19 protein-coding genes are annotated in these 17,818 nt (G+C 65.4%); 11 read left to right on the plus strand and 8 right to left on the minus strand.

Annotation, left to right across the window (positions count from 1 at the left end):
- Together J0L98_RS11575 and J0L98_RS11580 are read right to left on the minus strand one after the other, a co-directional pair.
- On the minus strand, positions 1–762 hold a 762-nt coding region (locus J0L98_RS11575), incomplete at its 3' end, for a lyase family protein (protein ID WP_296411945.1).
- 198 nt (positions 763–960) lie between these two features.
- Complete coding sequence (locus J0L98_RS11580) at positions 961–2,526, minus strand: 4-hydroxyphenylacetate 3-hydroxylase N-terminal domain-containing protein (protein ID WP_296411946.1); 1,566 nt, start codon at positions 2,524–2,526, stop codon at positions 961–963.
- A 99-nt stretch (positions 2,527–2,625) separates the two neighbouring features.
- Here J0L98_RS11580 and J0L98_RS11585 point away from each other — a divergent pair, with 99 nt between their 5' ends.
- The 5 genes from J0L98_RS11585 to J0L98_RS11605 all read left to right on the plus strand — a co-directional run bounded on the left by J0L98_RS11585 (position 2,626) and on the right by J0L98_RS11605 (position 7,327).
- Positions 2,626–3,270: a TetR/AcrR family transcriptional regulator gene (locus J0L98_RS11585; protein ID WP_296411947.1), complete on the plus strand. Its 645-nt coding sequence runs from the start codon at positions 2,626–2,628 to the stop codon at positions 3,268–3,270.
- Positions 3,271–3,336: 66 nt separating this feature from the next.
- On the plus strand, positions 3,337–4,761 hold the full coding sequence (locus J0L98_RS11590; RefSeq protein ID WP_296411948.1) for a tetratricopeptide repeat protein: 1,425 nt from the start codon (positions 3,337–3,339) through the stop codon (positions 4,759–4,761).
- Positions 4,762–4,792: 31 nt separating this feature from the next.
- On the plus strand, positions 4,793–5,176 hold the full coding sequence (locus tag J0L98_RS11595) for a DUF6394 family protein (protein WP_296411949.1): 384 nt from the start codon (positions 4,793–4,795) through the stop codon (positions 5,174–5,176).
- A gap of 4 nt (positions 5,177–5,180) precedes the next feature.
- Positions 5,181–6,917: a potassium channel protein gene (locus J0L98_RS11600; RefSeq protein ID WP_296411950.1), complete on the plus strand. Its 1,737-nt coding sequence runs from the start codon at positions 5,181–5,183 to the stop codon at positions 6,915–6,917.
- 50 nt (positions 6,918–6,967) lie between these two features.
- The gene (locus J0L98_RS11605; protein ID WP_296411951.1) at positions 6,968–7,327 is read left to right on the plus strand and encodes a VanZ family protein; all 360 of its coding nucleotides are present in this window, start codon (positions 6,968–6,970) and stop codon (positions 7,325–7,327) included.
- Positions 7,328–7,413: 86 nt separating this feature from the next.
- Here the strand turns inward: J0L98_RS11605 and J0L98_RS11610 are convergent, their stop codons facing one another.
- The gene (locus tag J0L98_RS11610) at positions 7,414–7,731 is read right to left on the minus strand and encodes a DUF2322 family protein (protein ID WP_296411952.1); all 318 of its coding nucleotides are present in this window, start codon (positions 7,729–7,731) and stop codon (positions 7,414–7,416) included.
- Positions 7,732–7,890: 159 nt separating this feature from the next.
- Positions 7,891–9,258, minus strand: a complete 1,368-nt coding sequence (gene purB / locus J0L98_RS11615) for an adenylosuccinate lyase (RefSeq protein WP_296411953.1) — start codon at positions 9,256–9,258, stop codon at positions 7,891–7,893.
- 105 nt (positions 9,259–9,363) lie between these two features.
- Between purB and J0L98_RS11620 the strand changes: the two genes are divergently transcribed.
- The 3 genes from J0L98_RS11620 to J0L98_RS11630 all read left to right on the plus strand — a co-directional run bounded on the left by J0L98_RS11620 (position 9,364) and on the right by J0L98_RS11630 (position 12,292).
- Positions 9,364–9,894, plus strand: coding sequence for a TIGR00645 family protein (locus J0L98_RS11620; RefSeq protein ID WP_296411954.1), 531 nt, complete (start codon positions 9,364–9,366; stop codon positions 9,892–9,894).
- Positions 9,895–9,912: 18 nt separating this feature from the next.
- Entirely contained in the window at positions 9,913–11,448 is a 1,536-nt protein-coding gene (locus tag J0L98_RS11625; protein ID WP_296411955.1) for a fumarate hydratase, read from the plus strand.
- 70 nt (positions 11,449–11,518) lie between these two features.
- Positions 11,519–12,292, plus strand: coding sequence for a hypothetical protein (locus J0L98_RS11630; protein WP_296411956.1), 774 nt, complete (start codon positions 11,519–11,521; stop codon positions 12,290–12,292).
- Positions 12,293–12,310: 18 nt separating this feature from the next.
- Here J0L98_RS11630 and J0L98_RS11635 read toward each other — a convergent pair whose 3' ends face one another.
- Positions 12,311–12,997 (minus strand): cysteine hydrolase, encoded by a 687-nt coding sequence (locus J0L98_RS11635; RefSeq protein WP_296411957.1) that lies wholly within the window; start codon positions 12,995–12,997, stop codon positions 12,311–12,313.
- 200 nt (positions 12,998–13,197) lie between these two features.
- Here J0L98_RS11635 and J0L98_RS11640 point away from each other — a divergent pair, with 200 nt between their 5' ends.
- Both J0L98_RS11640 and J0L98_RS11645 read left to right on the plus strand, forming a co-directional pair.
- Positions 13,198–14,301 (plus strand): cytochrome c peroxidase, encoded by a 1,104-nt coding sequence (locus J0L98_RS11640; protein ID WP_296411958.1) that lies wholly within the window; start codon positions 13,198–13,200, stop codon positions 14,299–14,301.
- 26 nt (positions 14,302–14,327) lie between these two features.
- Positions 14,328–14,996, plus strand: coding sequence for a Crp/Fnr family transcriptional regulator (locus J0L98_RS11645; protein ID WP_296411959.1), 669 nt, complete (start codon positions 14,328–14,330; stop codon positions 14,994–14,996).
- On the opposite strand, the gene J0L98_RS11650 is transcribed toward J0L98_RS11645, so the two are convergent.
- From J0L98_RS11650 to J0L98_RS11660, 3 genes are read right to left on the minus strand one after another with little or no spacing between them, the layout of a single operon-like run.
- Positions 14,997–15,305 (minus strand): transcriptional regulator, encoded by a 309-nt coding sequence (locus J0L98_RS11650; RefSeq protein WP_296411960.1) that lies wholly within the window; start codon positions 15,303–15,305, stop codon positions 14,997–14,999.
- Positions 15,302–16,246 (minus strand): sodium-dependent bicarbonate transport family permease, encoded by a 945-nt coding sequence (locus J0L98_RS11655; RefSeq protein WP_296411961.1) that lies wholly within the window; start codon positions 16,244–16,246, stop codon positions 15,302–15,304. Before J0L98_RS11655 ends, J0L98_RS11650 begins: the two co-directional genes overlap by 4 nt.
- A gap of 49 nt (positions 16,247–16,295) precedes the next feature.
- A complete protein-coding gene (locus tag J0L98_RS11660) occupies positions 16,296–16,730 on the minus strand; it encodes a TerB family tellurite resistance protein (protein WP_296411962.1) in 435 nt (144 codons plus the stop codon).
- A gap of 113 nt (positions 16,731–16,843) precedes the next feature.
- On the opposite strand from J0L98_RS11660, the gene J0L98_RS11665 reads away from it, so the two are divergent.
- Positions 16,844–17,782 carry a LysR family transcriptional regulator gene (locus J0L98_RS11665; RefSeq protein ID WP_296411963.1) on the plus strand — a complete coding sequence of 313 codons (939 nt, stop codon included), beginning with the start codon at positions 16,844–16,846 and terminating at the stop codon, positions 17,780–17,782.
- Positions 17,783–17,818: the final 36 nt, after the last annotated feature.

Genomic DNA, 17,818 nt, shown 5'->3' on the forward strand with positions numbered 1-17,818 from the left:
GGCCAGACGGCGGCACACCAGGCCGGCGTAGTCCGGGTGGGCGTTGATACCGGTGCCGATGGCGGTGGCGCCGAGGTTGATCTCGCGGATCAGCAGAGCGGCCTCCTTGAGGCGCTCCTCGTCCTCGCCGAGCATGGTGGCGTAGGTGGAGAACTCCTGACCCAGGGTCATGGGCACCGCGTCCTGCAACTGGGTGCGGCCCATCTTCAACACGTCGGCAAACTCCTCGGCCTTGCGCTCGAAGGCAGCGCGCAGATAGGCCATGGCATCCACCAGGCGGAAGATGCCCACGTAGGTGGCCAGCTTCAGCGCCGTGGGATACACGTCGTTGGTGGACTGGCTCATGTTGACGTGTTCGTTGGGGTGCAGGAAGCCGTACTCACCGCGCTGGTGGCCCATGATCTCCAGGGCCCGGTTGGCGATGACCTCATTGGCGTTCATGTTGGTCGAGGTGCCAGCGCCACCCTGGATCACGTCCACCACGAACTGCTCGTGCAGGCGGCCGACCACCAGCTCATCACAGGCGGCAACGATGGCCTTCATCCGCTCCTCGTCGAGCAGGCCCAGCTCGCAGTTGGCCTGGGCCGCCGCACGCTTGATCTGGGCGAGGGCACGGATCAGGTCCGGATAGACGGCGATGGTGATGCCGGTGATGGGGAAGTTCTCGAGGGCGCGCAGGGTGTGCACGCCGTAGTAGGCAGCGGTCGGGACTTCCTTGTCGCCGAGAAGATCGTGTTCGAGGCGGGTGGTGGCGGTGTTCATATGTGTCTCCTTGGGTGTGGGCCGGGCGCAAGCTTGATGCCGACCGGGTCCCTTTCCATTGCAGAACGCATGCCACCCCGGCGAGCGTCTGCCATTTCCCATAAGACACTGATTCGAAAAGATTTGAGTTTCATGCCCGGGAGGCTTCATCCGGTTATCCGGATAAAGCCCGCCGCGGGCATCTGGAAATCCGAACCCTCAGGACAGGCCGGAGGGCCGCGCAGGTGGCAGATCCGTCATCACGGCCTCCCCCGGCGCCGAACAGCCCTTGGCACAGCAACGCCCGGGCTGGCGCTTGAGGGTGATGGGGCGCTCAGGGTCGGCGGCCACCCCCCGGTCAAGCAGCCTCTCCACCAGCGCCACCTTGTCGCCCACCGGGTAGTGGCGCCAGATCTCCTGCTTCATGGCCGCGGGCGAGCCACCGCCGTGGAGGCTGATCACCGAGTACCAGCCCGCCTGGTAGGAGGCGGTCAGGTCCTCCATGAAGCGTGCAGTCTGGATGCGTTTGTCGTAGGGCACACCGGGCGCCGCCCGCAGCACGTCGGCTAGCCTGGCGGCGGTGACCGGGTTGTGATCCTCGTCCGGCCCGGGCAGGGTGACGATGAGGCCCCCCGACACGTAGTGGGCGATGCGCTGCATGTCGTAGATCTGGTTGGCCAGCAGCAGCTTGCCGATGTTGGAATACACCGGCTCGGGCATGAAGCTGCCGCTGTAGGCATCGGCCCGGGCGTAGGTGGACGCCGCCACGCCGCAGGCGTAGAAGCCCTCGACGATCTTGATCAGTTCCACCATCTGGTCGCGCAGGTGGGTCTCCTTGCCGGGGTCAAAGCCGTTGGCCTCGCACATCAACGCGCCGGCACCGATCAGCAGGTCGCCGAATCCGGCCCGGGCGGCGATGCAGCTATGGCGGTGATGGGTGGCGTAATCCCAGGTGAGCTGGCCCGAGTGCTGCCATTCCCCGGCCAGGAAGACCCGCTCCCAGGGCACGAAGACCTGGTCGAAGATCAGCACGCCGGTGGACTGGCCATACCTGTTGCTGAACAGGGCGGTCTTCTCGCCGGGCCGCCCGGCGGGCCGCGCCACGATGGTCAGGCCCGGGGCATCGCAGGGCACCGCGCAACACACGGCAAAGTCGGCATCCTCCGGGCCCATCTGGCGGCCGGGCATGACCAGGAATTCATGCATGTAGGGTGCGCCGGTGACGATGGCCTTGGTGCCGGAAATGGTGATACCCCTGGCGTCCCGGGCCACGATGTGCAGGTAGGTGTCGGGGTTCGACTGCTGGTGGGGGCGCAGGCTACGGTCGCCCTTGGCGTCGGTCATGGCGATGCCGATGGACAGGTCGACGTCCTGCACCGCATGCAGCCAGGTGTCGAAGCGGGCGCTGTACGCGCTGCCGGTGGCCGCATCCACCCGGCGGGACGACTGGAACAAGGCACCCAGCGCATCGTGGGCCAGGTAGCGCTGGGCGCAACCGGTTTCCTGGCACAGCAGGCGCACCGCCTCCAGCTTGTTGAGGAGATCGCCGCTGCTCATGTCGATGTGCAGCATGCGGTTCACCACCTTGCCCGAAGTGTGCTGCACCGCCGTCATCAGGGGGGCCAGCTCGTCGCGGCGGGCAAAGTCGTAGGTCACCCCCAGGGCACGGATGCCCGGCGCGAAGGCGGGTTCGTCGGACACCGAATCAACCCGGCGACCATCCAGGTACACGACGGGCCGATGGGAACGAAGGGATTCACGATAGTCGTCGGCGGACATGAACATGGACGGCTCCAGAAAGAAACAATGAACCCATAATGTGAACATCGTTCTCTATTCCGTCAATACGTTCACTTCCTAATACGGCATGGTAGATTTCCACCCATGAACGACACCCCCGCCGACCCTCGCTCCCAGCGCCGCCAGGCCGTTTCCGACCTCAAACGGCAGATGATCCTCGATGCCGCTGAACGCATCTTTCAGCAGGAAGGGCTGGATGGCGCCCACATGCGGGCCATCGCCAAAGAAGCCGGCTACACGGTGAGCGCCCTCTACAAGTACTACGCCAGCAAGGAAGAGATTTACGCCGATCTGCTCGCCGCCTCCCTCGACCGTCTGCACGCCACCGTGGAAGGCACCATCTCCGCCGATGCTGCGCCGGCCCTCCGCCTGCGCAGCCGGGCGCGGAGCTTCTTCGCCTTCTACCTGGCCCACCCCCGTGAACTGGACCTGGGCTTCTACCTTTTCCGCGGCCTGCAGCCCCTCGGCCTCAACCCGGAACTGGACGCCCGCCTGAACCAGCGGCTCGCCGACAGCCTCACCGGCATGCAGGCCGACCTGCAGGCCTTGGGCCTGCCCGAGGCCGATGCCCTGCGCGAGACCACCGCCCTCTTCGCCCACGCCACGGGGGTGCTGCTGCTGGTACATACCGGACGCATCCGCATGTTCGGCCAACAGGGGCCGGCCCTGTTCGAGGCCTACCTCGACAGTCTCGTTGCCAGGATCGACACCCACCAGGCCTGCCCCTGAAAAACACAACTCAATATGAATATAATGAGATTAAGATAATGAATATTGCATTACAACCATGTAGTCATGCCAAGCCCCCCAAATACTGTCCGCCGGAAGCCCCCAGCCGATAGCCCCGCCGCCCCCAGGCTGCAGGGAAACAGCCACGAGAGGCGCGTCATCGCCCTGCTGGAAGCCCTGTTCACGCACCTGCCCGCCCCGGGCACAGACCGCGGCCCCGCCGCCGACCTGCTCCTCGACACGTATCTCGACGCCGCCTCGCCACGCAAGGCCGAGCATTTTCTGGCGGCCCTGCGGGAGACACCGTCGCCCGATCTGCGCGCCCTCGGCTGGCAACGCCAATGTGCCTTCGATGCCGCCCGGGGGCGTTTCCCCTCGGCCTGGGCAGCCTTCCACGAAGCCAGCCGGCTGAACCCCTCCGCGCCGGCCCTGGCCTGCCTCGAAGTCACCACACTCATGGCCGAAGGGCGCCGGGACGAGGCCCGCTACAAAGCCGGTCTGTGGGCCTTGCGCCTGGCCAGCAATCCGGCCCGCGATTTCTCCGACCTCATCGCCCACCTCCATGACATGGCCAGCCACGACCCCGCCGTACTCACCGATGACGGCCCGGACCGGGGGCGCCTGATCAGTCGCATCCTGCAGCGGATCGACGCCTGGCCAGCCCCCGTCTGCCACTACCGCCTGCAAGAGGCGGCCCTGAGCCCCGATCCGGGCCTTGCCCGACTCGAGGCACGCTGGGCCGCCGTCTCCCCCTTCAACGACGCCGCCGCACCTGGCGCCTGGGTGGACATGCTGCTCGGCGAGCGCCTGAGCGGTCAGTCCTTCCTGATCCTGAACGACATGGCCGAGATGATGCAGCAGGCCCCCGTTGGCAACCCGGCCTCCGCCCGGGCCTTGACCCGCGCCTTCCTGCTGCGCGGCGAAGCCCTGCGCGGGGTGGTGCTGGACACACTGCAGGCCGTTGATCGCCCCCTACCCTGGCACCATCCGGGCAACCAACCGCTGCTGTGCCTGACCGCCGACTACGCCCGGCACTTTTCCGCCCCGGGCGACGATGCTGTCCTTGCCCCCTTGCGCTGGTCAGTGGGGGTAGCCAACCCCAGCGATGAAACCGGCCTGCGTGATCTGCTGGTGCACTGCCTGGCGAGCTGCGGCCACGCCGCCGAAGCCCTGGCGGTCGCCGAACATGCCGGCCCGGATGACAGTTTCAGCCGCCATGGTCGGGTGCTGGCCCTGTTCACGCTGGGCCAGCAGGATGAAGCGCGAAAAGCCCTGCTCGAATGCCAGAGCACCAGCCCACAGATATTGAAGACCCTCACTGCCACGGCGCCCCGCAAGCCCAGGATGACACCCGGTGTCCATGCCATTGGTGGTCGTGACGAGGCATGGATCTATCGACAGCGCTATCTTGCTTTCTGGGAGCATGCGGGCGCCGTCGCCTGGGCAACAGGGGGCCAATGCCCACGGCCGACGCACGATGGAGAGTGCTAGCATTGGGGATCACCCCGCCCGGACAGCCCAGATGAACCTAGAAAAAGTCATTTTCGGTTTCTTCATCGTCTTCGCCGCCACGCTCAACTTCGGCTTTTTCATCGGCGAGATCGACAACCCGAGTCATCACGACATCTACGAGCTGTTTGCGGCCATCGTGGTCAATCTGATCGCCACCGTGCTCAAATTCGGCGACCGAACCCAGATCGGCGCCATCCATCTGGCAACCAGCCTGGTGGCCGACCTGCAACTGCTCGCCGCCGCCATGGTGTGGGGCTACGCCGTCCATGTGGCCGGCACCGACCTGACCGCCGGGGTCATGTCGAGCATCGTCTCCCTGTCCGGCGGGGCCCTGTTCGCCAACGTGATCTCGGTGGTCATCCTGATTGCCGAAACCATCATGCAGCGGCGCTGATGCCGTGACCAGCAGCACCCCCACCAGCACGATCTTCCTGGTCCTGCGGCGGCTGCGCACGCCGCTGATCGTGCTCATCATCATCTTCGCGCTGTCGGTACTGGGGCTCACCCTGGTGCCCGGCCCCCCCGACGCCAGCGGCGTGATCCAGCGCTTGAGCTTCTTCCACGCGGTGTACTTCTTCAGCTACACCGCCACCACCATCGGCTTTGGCGAGATCCCCTACGCCTTCTCCGAGCAGCAACGCCTGTGGGTCACCCTGTGCATCTACCTGTCGGTGATCGGCTGGGCCTACACCCTGGGTACGGTGTTCGCGATGCTGCAGGACAAGAACTTCCTCAACGCCGTCGCCGTGCAGCGCTTTGCCCGCCAGGTCAGAAGTCTGCGGGAGCACTTCTTTCTGGTCTGCGGCTACGGGGAAACCGGGCGCCTGATCTGCAAGGCCCTGGACGAACTGGGCTACCGGGCGGTGGTCATCGAGAAGGACGAAACCAAGGTGGGCGACCTGGAGCTGCAGAGCTATTCGGCCGACATGCCGGCCCTGTGCGCCGACGCCGGCGAGCCGGACACCCTGCTCTTTGCCGGCCTCAACAGCCGGTATTGTCGCGGCGTCATTGCCCTGACCAACGATGACAGCACCAATCTGGCCGTCGCCATCGCTGCACGCCTGCTGGCCCCGGCGCTGCCGGCCCTGTGTCGGGCCGAGCACAGCGACACGGTGGCCAACATGGCTTCCTTCGGCACCCGCCACATCATTAACCCCTTCGAGCAATTCGGCGAGTACATGGCCCTGGCCCTGCATTCACCAGCCGCCTATCACCTGCTGCTATGGCTCACCGGCCTGCCCGGGACCACCGTCACCCGCCACCGGGACCCGCCCGCCGGCAAGTGGGTGCTGTGCGGCTACGGCAGCTTTGGCAAGGTCATGACCGAAGCCCTGGAGAACGCTTCCCTGCCCGTCACCATCATCGACCTCTCGCCTCCGGTCGATCCGGCCCATCACTGGATCAAGGGCGATGGCACGGGCGCCGACGCCCTCGCTGCTGCCGGCATCCGCGAAGCCGTGGGCATCGTCGCCGCCACCGGCAACGACGTGAATAACCTGTCCATCGTCGTCACGGCCCACCAGATGAACCCCGGCCTGTTCACCGTGCTGCGCCAGAATCACGTGGCCAACCGCGCCCTGTTCGAGGCCTTCGAGTCGGACTTCACCATGGTGCCCAGCGAGATCGTCGCCCACGAATGCCTGGCCATTCTTACCACGCCCCTGCTCGCGCCCTTCCTGGCGGCCGTGCGCAAGGCCGACGACGCGTGGGCCGAGGCCCTGCTGCTGGATGTCACCAGCCGCTTCGGCTGGGACGTGCCCGCGGTATGGAGCGTCGCCATCAACATCGCCCAGGCGCCCTCGGTGTATCGCCTGCTGATGCGTCATGAGGCCCGCCTGAAACTGGGCGATCTGCTGCGCGCCCCGGTCACTGGGCGCCCCGAGCTGGCCTGCCGCCCACTGTTGCTGATGCGCGAAGGGGATCCACCGCGCCTGCTACCCGACGCGGATCAGGAGATCCTCCTTGGCGACCAACTCCTCTTCGTCGGTGAGGAGGCCGCCCGCAAGGAGCTGGGCCTGACCCTTTTCAATGCCCACACCCTCAAGTACGTGCTCACCGGCCTCGACTCTCCCGGCGGCCTGGTCTGGGAATGGCTGGCTGCACGGCGTCGGGAAAAAAACGCCGCCCATGGCTGACGCCACGCCGCTACCCTGCGCCTGCCCAATTCACCTACGCTCTCCACCTCATGCCCATCCGCCGCCCTTCCGCTTCCGTCCTGCGTGGCTCCTTTGTGCTGGCCTTGGCAATCATCTTCATCCTGGCGATGATCCCCTTGGCCGTGGTGCCTGAAGTCGTTTCCTTTCAGGACAAGCTCCACCATATCGCGGCATTTGCCGTGCTGATGCTGCTGGGCCGGGGCGGCTGGCCCGCCCGGACGATCGCCCTGGTGGTCGGGCTGATCGGCTACGGCGTCCTGATCGAAGTCTGCCAGCACCTCCTCACAGCCAACCGGGTGGGAGAGTTTCATGATGTGGTGGCCGACAGTCTGGGCGTCGCCATCGGCTGGCTGCTTGGCCGGCCATCAGTACTTCGCTGGCAATGCTGAGACGCCGCCCATGAAAAGGGCTGCCCGCAGGCAGCCCTTCCAATCTCACCGGGGCGGGTAAGCGCCCCGGCCGTCGCCACCTCTTTTCAGGCGGCAAACACGTGCTTCACACGCAGGGTTTCACCCCGCTCCACCAGCCCGAGCAGACGATCGATGTTGGGGTGCTTGCCGGGGTTGAGGCGGGCATCCTCACTGTGTTCGGCGTAGATCTCGATACCCTGGGCAGCAGCCTCGGGGGTGATCGCCCCGTGGATCTGTGCCAAGTGGTTGTACACCGCCAACGAACCGGCCTGACCGGGCTTGTTCTCGATGGTGGCCACCACCTCACCAGCGGCATTGGTGAGTTGGATGGAAGCCAGGTGGGAGACGCCTGGAAGCGTCTTCAGCTTGTCTGCAAATGCCATTCATATTCTCCGACAAAGGTTCGAACAGGTGTGGCAATGGGTGCCGTGTAGAGGCGACTTCAGTCGCCTGCGGACTTCGGTCAAGGGCTTGCGGGCGGATTTGAAGGGGGTGGGCGACTGAAGTCGCCCCTACACGCCCCTACACACCGCGCTTGCCCCCTAGATGCGCTTGGCCAGCTCGGCGGCCTTGCCGATGTAGCTGGCCGGGGTCATTTGCAGCAGGCGGGCCTTCTCGGCTTCCGGGATGGCCAGGGTGCCGATGAACTCCTGCAGGGCTTCCCGGGTGATGCCCTTGCCGCGGGTCAGCTCCTTGAGCTGCTCATAGGGGTTGGCCACGGCGTAACGGCGCATCACCGTCTGGATGGGCTCGGCGAGCACTTCCCAGCAGGCGTCCAGATCGGCCGCCAGACGGGCCGGCTCGGCTTCCAGCTTGCCCAGGCCGCGCAGGCAGGAGTCGTAGGCAAGCACGGCGTAGCCAAAGGCAACACCCATGTTGCGCAGAACGGTGGAGTCGGTGAGGTCACGCTGCATGCGCGACACCGGCAGCTTGTCGGCCAGGTGGCGCAGCACGCTGTTGGCGAGGCCCAGGTTGCCCTCGGCGTTCTCGAAGTCGATGGGGTTGACCTTGTGGGGCATGGTGGACGAGCCGATCTCGCCGGCCTTCAGCTTCTGCTTGAAGTAGCCCAGGGAGATGTACATCCAGATGTCGCGGCAGATATCCAGCACGATGGTGTTGGCGCGGGCGGTGGCGTCGAACAGCTCGGCCATCGCGTCGTGGGGTTCGATCTGGATGGTGTAGGGGTTGAAGCTGAGGCCGAGGGATTCGATGAAGCTGCCGTTGAAGGCCTCCCAGTCGAAGTCGGGGTAGGCCGACAGGTGGGCGTTGTAGTTGCCCACGGCACCGTTGAACTTGGCGGTGAGCTCGACGGCGGCGATGGCCTTGCGGGTGCGGCGCAGGCGATGCACCACGTTGGCCATTTCCTTGCCCAGGGTGGTGGGGCTGGCGGGCTGGCCGTGGGTGCGGGAGAGCATGGGCAGCTCGGCGTGCTGGTGGGCCAGCTCGACCAGGCGGGCGATGATCTTGTCGAGGGCCGGCAACAGCACGCCATCGCGGCCGTCACGCAGCATCAGGGCGTGGGAGACGTTGTTGATATCCTCGGAAGTGCAGCCGAAGTGGATGAACTCGGTGACCCGGGTCACTTCGGGGTTGTGACCGAGGCGTTGCTTCAGCCAATACTCCATGGCCTTCACATCATGGTTGGTGGTGGCTTCGATGGCCTTCACGGCCTCCCCGTCTGCCACCGAAAAATCGGCGATCACCGCGTCCAGTTCGGCCACGGTGGCGGCGGAGAAGGGCGCGATTTCGGCCAGTTCGGGCGCAGCGGCGAGGGCCTTCAGCCACTCGATCTCGACCTTGACCCGGTTGCGGATCAGACCGAACTCGGAAAAGTGCTCGCGCAGCGCGGAAACCTTGGATTCGTAGCGGCCGTCGAGGGGCGACAGCGCGGTGATGGGCTGGAGATTCATGCGTAAAGGCCTTGAGGCGAAAAAGCAAAGTTCTCCATTTTACCGTCTTGGAGGTCCGTTCGCCGATGATAAAATCCGGGCTCCCCAAACAGCAGCACCCCCATCATGAGCAAAGGTCCGCAACAACTCGAACGCTTCATCTTCTGGAGCCGCTGGCTCCAGGCCCCCCTCTACCTGGGTCTGATCGTCGCCCAAGGCATCTACGTGTGGCTGTTCATGGCCGAACTCGGTCATCTGCTCACATCGGTCTTCGAATCCGGTGGCCACATCAGCGAAACCGAGACCATGCTGGTGGTTCTCGGCCTGATCGACGTGGTGATGATCGCCAACCTGCTGATCATGGTGATCATCGGCGGCTACGAAACCTTCGTCTCGCGCCTTGACCTGGAAGGCCATCCGGACCAACCCGAATGGCTGTCCCACGTGAACGCCGGCGTACTCAAGATCAAGCTGTCCACCGCCATCATCGGCATCTCCTCGATCCACCTGCTAAAGACCTTCATCAATGCCGCAAACATCGCCGAGCACACCATCATGTGGCAGGTGATCATCCATGTGGTGTTCCTCATCTCCGCCCTTGCCATGGCGATGGTGGACAAGATGATGAACCAGACCGTTTTGCTGTCAAAACACTAAAGAGAGGGAGCTTCACCCATGACCGCCATCAAACAGGAAGACCTGATCCAGTCCGTCGCGGACGCCTTCCAGTACATCAGCTACTACCACCCGCTGGATTACATCAAGGCACTGGGTGAAGCCTACGAGCGCGAGGAATCCCCCGCCGCCAAGGACGCCATCGCCCAGATCCTGACCAACTCGCGCATGGCGGCCGAAGGCCACCGCCCGATCTGTCAGGACACGGGCATCGGCATGGTCTTCATCAAGGTCGGCATGCAGGTCACCTGGCCGGATGCCACCATGAGCGTCCAGCAGATGATCGACGAAGGCGTGCGTCGCGCCTACGCCAACCCGGACAACCCCCTGCGCGCCTCGGTGCTGGCCGACCCGGCCGGCGCCCGCAAGAACACCAAGGACAACACCCCGGCGGTGGTCCACTTCGAACTTGTTCCGGGCCACCACGTGGAAGTGATCTGTGCGGCCAAGGGCGGTGGCTCCGAAGCCAAGTCCAAGTTCGCCATGCTCAACCCGTCCGACGACCTGGTGGACTGGGTCCTCAAGAAGATCCCCGAGATGGGCGCCGGCTGGTGTCCGCCGGGCATCATCGGTATCGGCATCGGCGGCACGCCCGAGAAGGCCATGCTGCTGGCCAAGGAATCCATCATGGCCCCGGTGGACATCCATGAACTGAAGGCCAAGGCCGCCTCAGGCGCCACCCTCACCCGCGCCGAAGAACTGCGCCTCGAACTGTACGAGAAGGTCAACGCGCTGGGCGTCGGTGCCCAGGGCCTGGGCGGCCTCACCACCGTGCTCGACGTGAAGGTGCTGGACTACCCCTGCCACGCCGCAAACCTGCCGGTGGCCCTGGTGCCCAACTGTGCCGCCACCCGCCACTGCCACTTCCACCTGGATGGCTCCGGCCCCGCCAAGATCGAGCCGCCGAAGCTGGAAGACTGGCCGGCCGTCACCTGGACGCCGGATCTCAAGTCCGCCACCCGGGTCGACCTGAACACCCTGACCAAGGAACAGGTCGCGGCCTGGAAGCCCGGCCAGAAGCTCCTCCTCAACGGCAAGATGCTGACCGGCCGCGACGCCGCCCACAAGCGCATTGCCGACATGCTGGCCAAGGGCGAAAAACTGCCCGTGGACTTCACCAACCGCGTGATCTACTACGTCGGCCCGGTGGATCCGGTGCGTGACGAAGTGGTCGGCCCCGCCGGCCCCACCACCGCCACCCGCATGGACAAATTCACCCGCATGATGCTCGAGCAGACCGGCCTGATCTCCATGGTCGGCAAGTCCGAGCGCGGCCCCACCGCCATCGCGGCCATCAAGGACAACCAGTCCGCCTACCTGATGGCCGTCGGCGGCGCCGCCTACCTGGTGGCCAAGGCCATCAAGTCGGCCAAGGTCGTCGGCTTTGCCGACCTGGGCATGGAAGCCATCTACGAGTTTGACGTGCAGGACATGCCCGTCACAGTGGCCGTGGATTCCGCCGGCACCAGCGTGCACAACACCGGCCCGAGGGAATGGCAGGCAAAGATCGGAAAGATCCCGGTCGCGGTGGCCTGATCTCCGGCAAGCACAGCAAGGAACCCGGCCCCGTGCCGGGTTTTTTTCATCCTCTCCGCCCTCCACCGCCATGTTTCGCAAACTGCGCATCGCGATCCTGCTGTTCATCCTTGCCACGGTGGCTGTCGGCACATGGCGCAGCAACGCCCGGGCCACCGACTGGAAGAACACCCTCCACGTCACCCTGTACCCCATTGCCGCCGACAGCTCGCCGGTCACCCGGCGGGCCGTCACAGCGGCCCGCCCCGAAGACTTCGCGCCTATCGGCGAGTGGTTGGAGGAACAAATCCAGCGCCATGGCCGCGCCCTGCAGCGACCACTGGCCTTCAATCTGGCCCCGCCCCTCGATGCGCAGCCGCCTTCCTTTCCTGCCGGGGGGAATGCCCTGTCGATTGGCTGGTGGAGTCTGCATTTGCGCTGGTGGGCCTGGCGTCATGACGCGGCGCCGGGGCCACGGCCCCAAATCCGTTTGTTCGTGCTTTATCACGACCCGGCTCTCAGCCCCCACCTGGATCATTCCCTTGGCCTGCGCAAGGGCATGATCGGGGTGATCAAGGTCTTTGCCGACCGCAACGAGCACCAGCGCAACCTGGTGATCATCGCCCACGAACTGCTCCACACCCTGGGCGCGAGCGACAAGTACGACCTGCGCAGCAACCAACCGGTCTTCCCCGATGGCTACGCCGAGCCCGAACGGCAACCGCGCCACCCCCAGCGCCTCGCGGAGATCATGGCCGGACGGATTCCCCTCAGCGAAGAGCGGGCAGAAATCCCCGGGCACCTGGGCCGATCCATGATCGGCCCCGCCACGGCGGCCGAGATCGGGCTGGCACCTGCACACTAAACACGGGCCGGCCGCCGGTCAGTGTGCCATGGCGGCAAGTGCCTCACCGGTTGTCAGCACCCCGTTGGCAATCATGCCGAAATTGAGCAAGGCGGCCCGGTAGGCCTCCTCACCGGGTGCAGCCACGGCATCCTTCACCACATACACCCGGAAGCCGTTCTCCTTCAGCGCCCGCAGATGGGAATCCACGCACAGGTTGGCCACCAGCCCCGCCAGCAATACGGTATCGATGCCGCGGCTGCGCAACTGGAAGATCAGATCGTTGCTTTCGGGGCCATAGAGCTTGTGGGGCGCCACAACCACCGTCGCAGCATCGTTGATATAGGGTAGGTAGCGCCCATGGAACTCCGCCCCCCAGCCCTGCAGGGCCCCCATGTCCAACAATTGGCGCTGCAGGATGCCCGGGTGGGACCAGGCGCCGTCCCCCGAACCAAACACCAAGGGATCCACCGCCAGCACGAAGCCGGACGATTTGGCTGCCCGCATCAACTGCTCCAGATGATCGGCGACCCCCAGATTCCTCAGAGAGTCGGCGAGCAGACCATACAGCTTGCCGTCCTCACTCAGAAAGTCGTTCTGCGGATCGGTGATGACCACCGCAGTTCGTGCGCGCTCCAGCAAGGGCAGGACCGGCCCGCCACCGTTGGCCTCCACCACCGGTATGGACAGGGGAAGCAGGGAAACAAGGGCATTCAACGCTTTCATGATCAGACTCCCGGGCAAAAAGATTGGACGTTCCGGCAGGGCCTCTGCCCAACCGGCACCGCCATGCTGCCCATCGGAACGCGCTGCTTCCGTAACATCGGATACACAGCGGAGCCGACCGCGCTGCGTAACATTTGCTACAGAGCCCCGCGCGTGGGGCCGCTACGCTGCCTACCGTCTTCATTGCCCCGGAGCGGATCATGGACCGCAAACCAGCGCGACGGCACGCCCCTGACAGCCTCGTCCTGCTGCTGGCGCTACTCACCCTGCCCCTGTCGGGCCTGACGGCACCGATCCCCGCAGCAACGCAAGCGGAGGGTCGCTACATCTGGGAAGCCCTGCCCGAGCGCGCCCCGGGCCCCGGTGACAGTGCAGCCATGATCGCCTTGGGCAAGAAGCTGTTCGAGGAGCGCCAGCTATCTCGCGATGGCTCACTGTCGTGCCGCTCCTGCCATGATCTGGATCGCAAGGCCGGGGGCGACGGTCGCGCCCGCGCCCGCGGGGTCGGCGGCGCACTCGGCCCGCGCAATACCCCGACGGTCTGGAACGCCGCCTTCATGCGGGTTCTGTTCTGGGATGGCCGCGCATCGACGCTTGAGGCCCAGGCTGCCGGCCCCCTCCTCAATCCGATCGAAATGGGTCTACCCTCGACCGCGGAGGCCGAGCGGCGCATCCGCGCCATCCCGGGCTACCGGCCGGCCTTCGAGGCCGCCTTTGGAAAGGGAACCCCCATTCGTTTCGACGGCATGACCCGGGCCATCGCGGCCTACGAGCGCACCCTGATCACCCCCGACAGCCCCTATGACCGCTTTGTGCGCGGCGATCCCAATGCGCTCGACGCCACTCAAAAGCGAGGCATGGCACTGTTCGAAGCCACCGGCTGCGTCCTCTGCCACCGGGGCCCTAACTTCAGTGACGCCAGCGCACCGGGCGGCCGCCACCCCCTGCGCCTCTTCCCCGCTCACGCGGGCCCCGCCGAGGCGCGCCACCCATCCTTGCGGGACAAGGGCCGCGCCGGGGCATGGCGGATCCCATCCCTGCGGAACGTGGCACTCACAGGCCCTTGGTTGCACAATGGCGCGGTGAAGCGCCTGGAGGACGTGGTTCGCATCATGGCGGAGTCCCAGCTTGCGCGCAGTGCCACCCTGCACACCTGGTACAGACCCGACGGGACCCTCGTGAAGGCAGACCGCCGCCCCCTGGGGAAGCAGGACGTGCAGGACATTGTGGCCTTCCTGCATGCCCTCAGCAGTGATCGCCTGAGCAAGGCGTCGACCGGCCCTGATCCCGGAAGGCACCATTGATCATTCCTACCGCTCCGGAACGCGCCATGCCCCAGCTAGCCGATTTCAGCCCCTTCCGCGAACTGCCACCCGAAGGACGCCGCCTGCTCGCCCACGGCACCCTCCACCGTCACCTGCCTTCGGCCACGCCGCTGCTCCACAAGGGGCAACGGGCATCCGGCGCCTACTTCGTGCTCGAGGGACGACTCCGGGTCTATTCCCTGGCGCCCAATGGCACCGAGGCCACCCTCTACGAGATCAATCCGGGCGAAACCTGCGTCTTCGCCCTCAACAGCCTCTTCAATGATCTGCTCTACCCCGCCTGGGTGCAGGCGATGACTGCCACCACACTGGTGGTCCTGCCTTCGGACACCTACCGCCAGCTATTTGCCGAACAGGCCGCGATCCGGGACTTCACCATCCGCACGCTGTCCACGCTGGTCTTCCACCTCATGGGGCAACTCGAAGAGGTGCACGCCTATACCCTCCGGCAGCGCCTCGCCAACCTCCTTCTGACCCAGGCCAGTGCCACCGGTGAGCTGCGCATGACCCAGCAGCAAATGGGTTTCCACCTGGGCACCACCCGGGAGGTCGTGGCACGGCTCCTGGGCGAATGGGTCAGCAGCGGGTTGATCCGCACCGGGCGGGGCGCCACATGGCTGCTCGATTCCTCAGCCCTGGCCCGCCTGCTCGAAGTGGACGGGAATACCGGCTGACTAGAACTTGCCTGGCCGCAATACCGCGGCATCCACCACGAACACCACGATGCCGTAGTCAGCGTAGAAACGCGCCTGGAGCATGTCCACCAAACGCTCGGCCACAGTGGCGTCGCACAAGACCTCGATGCGGATGTTCGACGATGCACGCCAGGCCCCATCCCGAACGCCCCGGGCCCCCTGCCCCCGCGCCTCGGTGAGGGTGTAGCCGCGCGCACCGTGGCGCGCGAGTTCGGGCACCAGCAAGGCTTCAAGTTCGGCCTCACAGATGATGGTGACGAGCTTCCGGGAGGTCAAAGCCGGACTCATGAAAAGGCTCCGTTCATATGCACCGCCAGCCAGTAGTAAAGAGGGATGCCGGCCATGAGGTTGAAAGGAAAGGTGATCCCCAGGGCTGCGCCGATGGACAGTGCCGGATTGGCCTCCGGCACCGCGATGCGCATGGCGGCGGGAGCGGCAATGTAAGAGGCGCTGGCATACAGGGTGGCCAGGAGCACGGCATTGCCCACCGAGAAGTCAAGCATGCCTGCGGTCAGAAGCCCCAGGAGCCCGGCACAAACCGGCGCACCGACGGCGAAAGCCACAAGAAAAGGCCCCGCCCGGCGCAGATCCGCGAGCCGCCCCGCCGCCACCAGCCCCATCTCCAGCAGGAAGAAGGCGAGCATCCCCTTGAACAGATCGAAGAATAGCCTGTCCAGCGGCTTGATGCCCTCCGGCCCGGCAATCCAGCCGATGAGCAAGCCCCCCGCCAACAGGACGATGCTCTTGCCGGCCAGCACCTCATGCAGCAACGTGGACCACTGCACCTGGCCCTGTCCGCGGCGGGCCAGGAAGACCCCCACGAGCAGGGCCGGCAACTCAAGGAGGGCGAGAAATACCGTCATGTAGCCATCCGCCGGCACGTCGCGAGTGGCCAGGAAGCTGCTCGCCACCGCAAACGTGACCACACTCACCGAACCATAGTGGGCCGCGATTGAAGCGGCATCCGCGCGCGGCAGGCGCCCCAGCCTAAGCAGGATCGGGAAGCACGCCAGCGGAATCACCATCGCCACGCCGACCACCACAAGGGCCGGCAGGGCCAGATCGAGTACGTCGTGACGGGCCAGTTCAACGCCGCCCTTCAGGCCGATGGCCAGCAGGAGGAAGATGCTCAAGGCCTCATAGACAACGCCCGGGATCTTCAAATCCGAACGCACGAGGGCGGCCAGCAGGCCGAGCAGGAAAAACAGTATGACGGGCTCGAAAGGCATGGGTGTCCACTCTCATGCCGACGGCCGCGGGGGCCGTCGGCATGCCTGATCAATGGCGGCGGCCCGCAGCGGCCGTCGTCGTGTCCGCCACATCCTTAAGGGTGAGGTCCCAGTCCTTCAGCGCGCGGGACACCAGTAATGCCTCTCCCCCCTTCAGGCTGCCATCGGCATTGACGATGTCGAGCACCGCCCGCAAGAGACGGCGCCTCAGCGCGGGATCCTGCACCTCGGCCAAGAGCGCGCCGAGCGTTTCACCACCGAGCACCAACTGGCCGGACGCGGTCCGCGCCCCGCTCATCAACAGATCGTCGCAAAACTCGTGCATGACCCGGTCGAAGTCGGCCTCGCCAAGGCCGAGCCGGCCAAGCAGATCTCGCTGCTGCAGGATGGACAACTCCGTGGCATCAATGGCCCCGTCAGCCATCAGCGCAAGGGCGAGCACACGCGCAGTGGCCTGGGGGCTGTCGGAAGGGTAGTGGCGCATTGGAATCTCCTTGAAATGCCCGTCAAGCTCGGGCGGCATCTCAAGAATGAGGGGCTTGCCTCATAAACTCAAATGAAATAACTTAAGCCTCACCATAACCAGAAACTTATACAATGCCTCGCCGACGCATTACCCTACGCCAGCTCGAAACCTTTTCCGCGGTCGCACACATGGGCAGTTTCACCCGCGCCGCGGAAGCCCTGCATCTGACCCAACCCGCCGTTTCCATCCAGGTCCGCCAGCTTGCGGACACCGTCGGACTGCCCCTTTTCGATCAGGCCGGCCGCAGCCTGCGCCTGACCGCGGCCGGCGAAGCGCTGCTGGCCACCACGCGCCAGCTCGACGATGTATGGAACGGTTTCGAAACGACCATTGATGCGCTGCGCGGACTCAAACGCGGCAAGCTGCGGGTCGCCCTGGTTACCACCGCCAAGTACTTCCTGCCCCGCATGCTCGGCGCCTTCTGCCGACGCTACCCCGACATCTCCATCGAACTGGAAATCGCCAACCGGGACCGCATCGTCGAACGCCTGCGCAACAACGAGGACGATCTCTACGTGATGTCCTATCCGCCCGAAGACCTGGACATCGTGGTCCATCCCTTTCTCGACAATGAACTGGTCGTACTGGCCCCCCGGGATCACTGGGCGGCGGGCCGGCGCATGACCCTGGCCGATCTGGCCGACGAACCCTTCCTGCTGCGGGAGTCGGGCTCGGGTTCGCGCCGGGCCATCGATGACTTCGCCCGTCAGTCCGGAATCAGCCTGCGGGTACGCCTCGCCCTGGCCAGCAACGAGGCCTTGCTTGAACTGGCTGGAACCGGGATGGGGCTGGCAGTGCTGTCACGGCACGCCCTGGGCGACAGACTCGCAGTCGAAGGCCTGGTGGTTGTGGATGTGGAGGGCTTTCCGCTGCATCGGCCGTGGAACCTCGTGCACCTGCGAAACAAGATTCTCCCTGTACCCGCCAAGGCCTTCCTGGAGGACATGCTCCTGTCGTCTCCCGGGCAAGCCCTCCCAGACACGGAAGATGGCGTGGCGACATTGCGGTAAGCACTCACTTTCATTCATGCCGGGCTGAGCTATCCT

Source organism: Zoogloea sp. (genome assembly GCF_017302315.1).
Classification (GTDB): Bacteria; Pseudomonadota; Gammaproteobacteria; order Burkholderiales; family Rhodocyclaceae; genus Zoogloea.

Coding starts and splice junctions, on each gene's coding strand:
- J0L98_RS11605 (WP_296411951.1), top strand. CDS start 6,968: ATGCCCATCCGCCGCCCTTCCGCTTCCGTCCTGCGTGGCTCCTTTGTG.
- J0L98_RS11655 (WP_296411961.1), bottom strand. CDS start 16,246: ATGCCTTTCGAGCCCGTCATACTGTTTTTCCTGCTCGGCCTGCTGGCC.
- J0L98_RS11580 (WP_296411946.1), bottom strand. CDS start 2,526: ATGTTCATGTCCGCCGACGACTATCGTGAATCCCTTCGTTCCCATCGG.
- purB (WP_296411953.1), bottom strand. CDS start 9,258: ATGAATCTCCAGCCCATCACCGCGCTGTCGCCCCTCGACGGCCGCTAC.
- J0L98_RS11665 (WP_296411963.1), top strand. CDS start 16,844: ATGCCTCGCCGACGCATTACCCTACGCCAGCTCGAAACCTTTTCCGCG.
- J0L98_RS11660 (WP_296411962.1), bottom strand. CDS start 16,730: ATGCGCCACTACCCTTCCGACAGCCCCCAGGCCACTGCGCGTGTGCTC.
- J0L98_RS11625 (WP_296411955.1), top strand. CDS start 9,913: ATGACCGCCATCAAACAGGAAGACCTGATCCAGTCCGTCGCGGACGCC.
- J0L98_RS11610 (WP_296411952.1), bottom strand. CDS start 7,731: ATGGCATTTGCAGACAAGCTGAAGACGCTTCCAGGCGTCTCCCACCTG.
- J0L98_RS11620 (WP_296411954.1), top strand. CDS start 9,364: ATGAGCAAAGGTCCGCAACAACTCGAACGCTTCATCTTCTGGAGCCGC.
- J0L98_RS11590 (WP_296411948.1), top strand. CDS start 3,337: ATGCCAAGCCCCCCAAATACTGTCCGCCGGAAGCCCCCAGCCGATAGC.
- J0L98_RS11645 (WP_296411959.1), top strand. CDS start 14,328: ATGCCCCAGCTAGCCGATTTCAGCCCCTTCCGCGAACTGCCACCCGAA.
- J0L98_RS11585 (WP_296411947.1), top strand. CDS start 2,626: ATGAACGACACCCCCGCCGACCCTCGCTCCCAGCGCCGCCAGGCCGTT.
- J0L98_RS11595 (WP_296411949.1), top strand. CDS start 4,793: ATGAACCTAGAAAAAGTCATTTTCGGTTTCTTCATCGTCTTCGCCGCC.
- J0L98_RS11640 (WP_296411958.1), top strand. CDS start 13,198: ATGGACCGCAAACCAGCGCGACGGCACGCCCCTGACAGCCTCGTCCTG.
- J0L98_RS11630 (WP_296411956.1), top strand. CDS start 11,519: ATGTTTCGCAAACTGCGCATCGCGATCCTGCTGTTCATCCTTGCCACG.
- J0L98_RS11650 (WP_296411960.1), bottom strand. CDS start 15,305: ATGAGTCCGGCTTTGACCTCCCGGAAGCTCGTCACCATCATCTGTGAG.
- J0L98_RS11635 (WP_296411957.1), bottom strand. CDS start 12,997: ATGAAAGCGTTGAATGCCCTTGTTTCCCTGCTTCCCCTGTCCATACCG.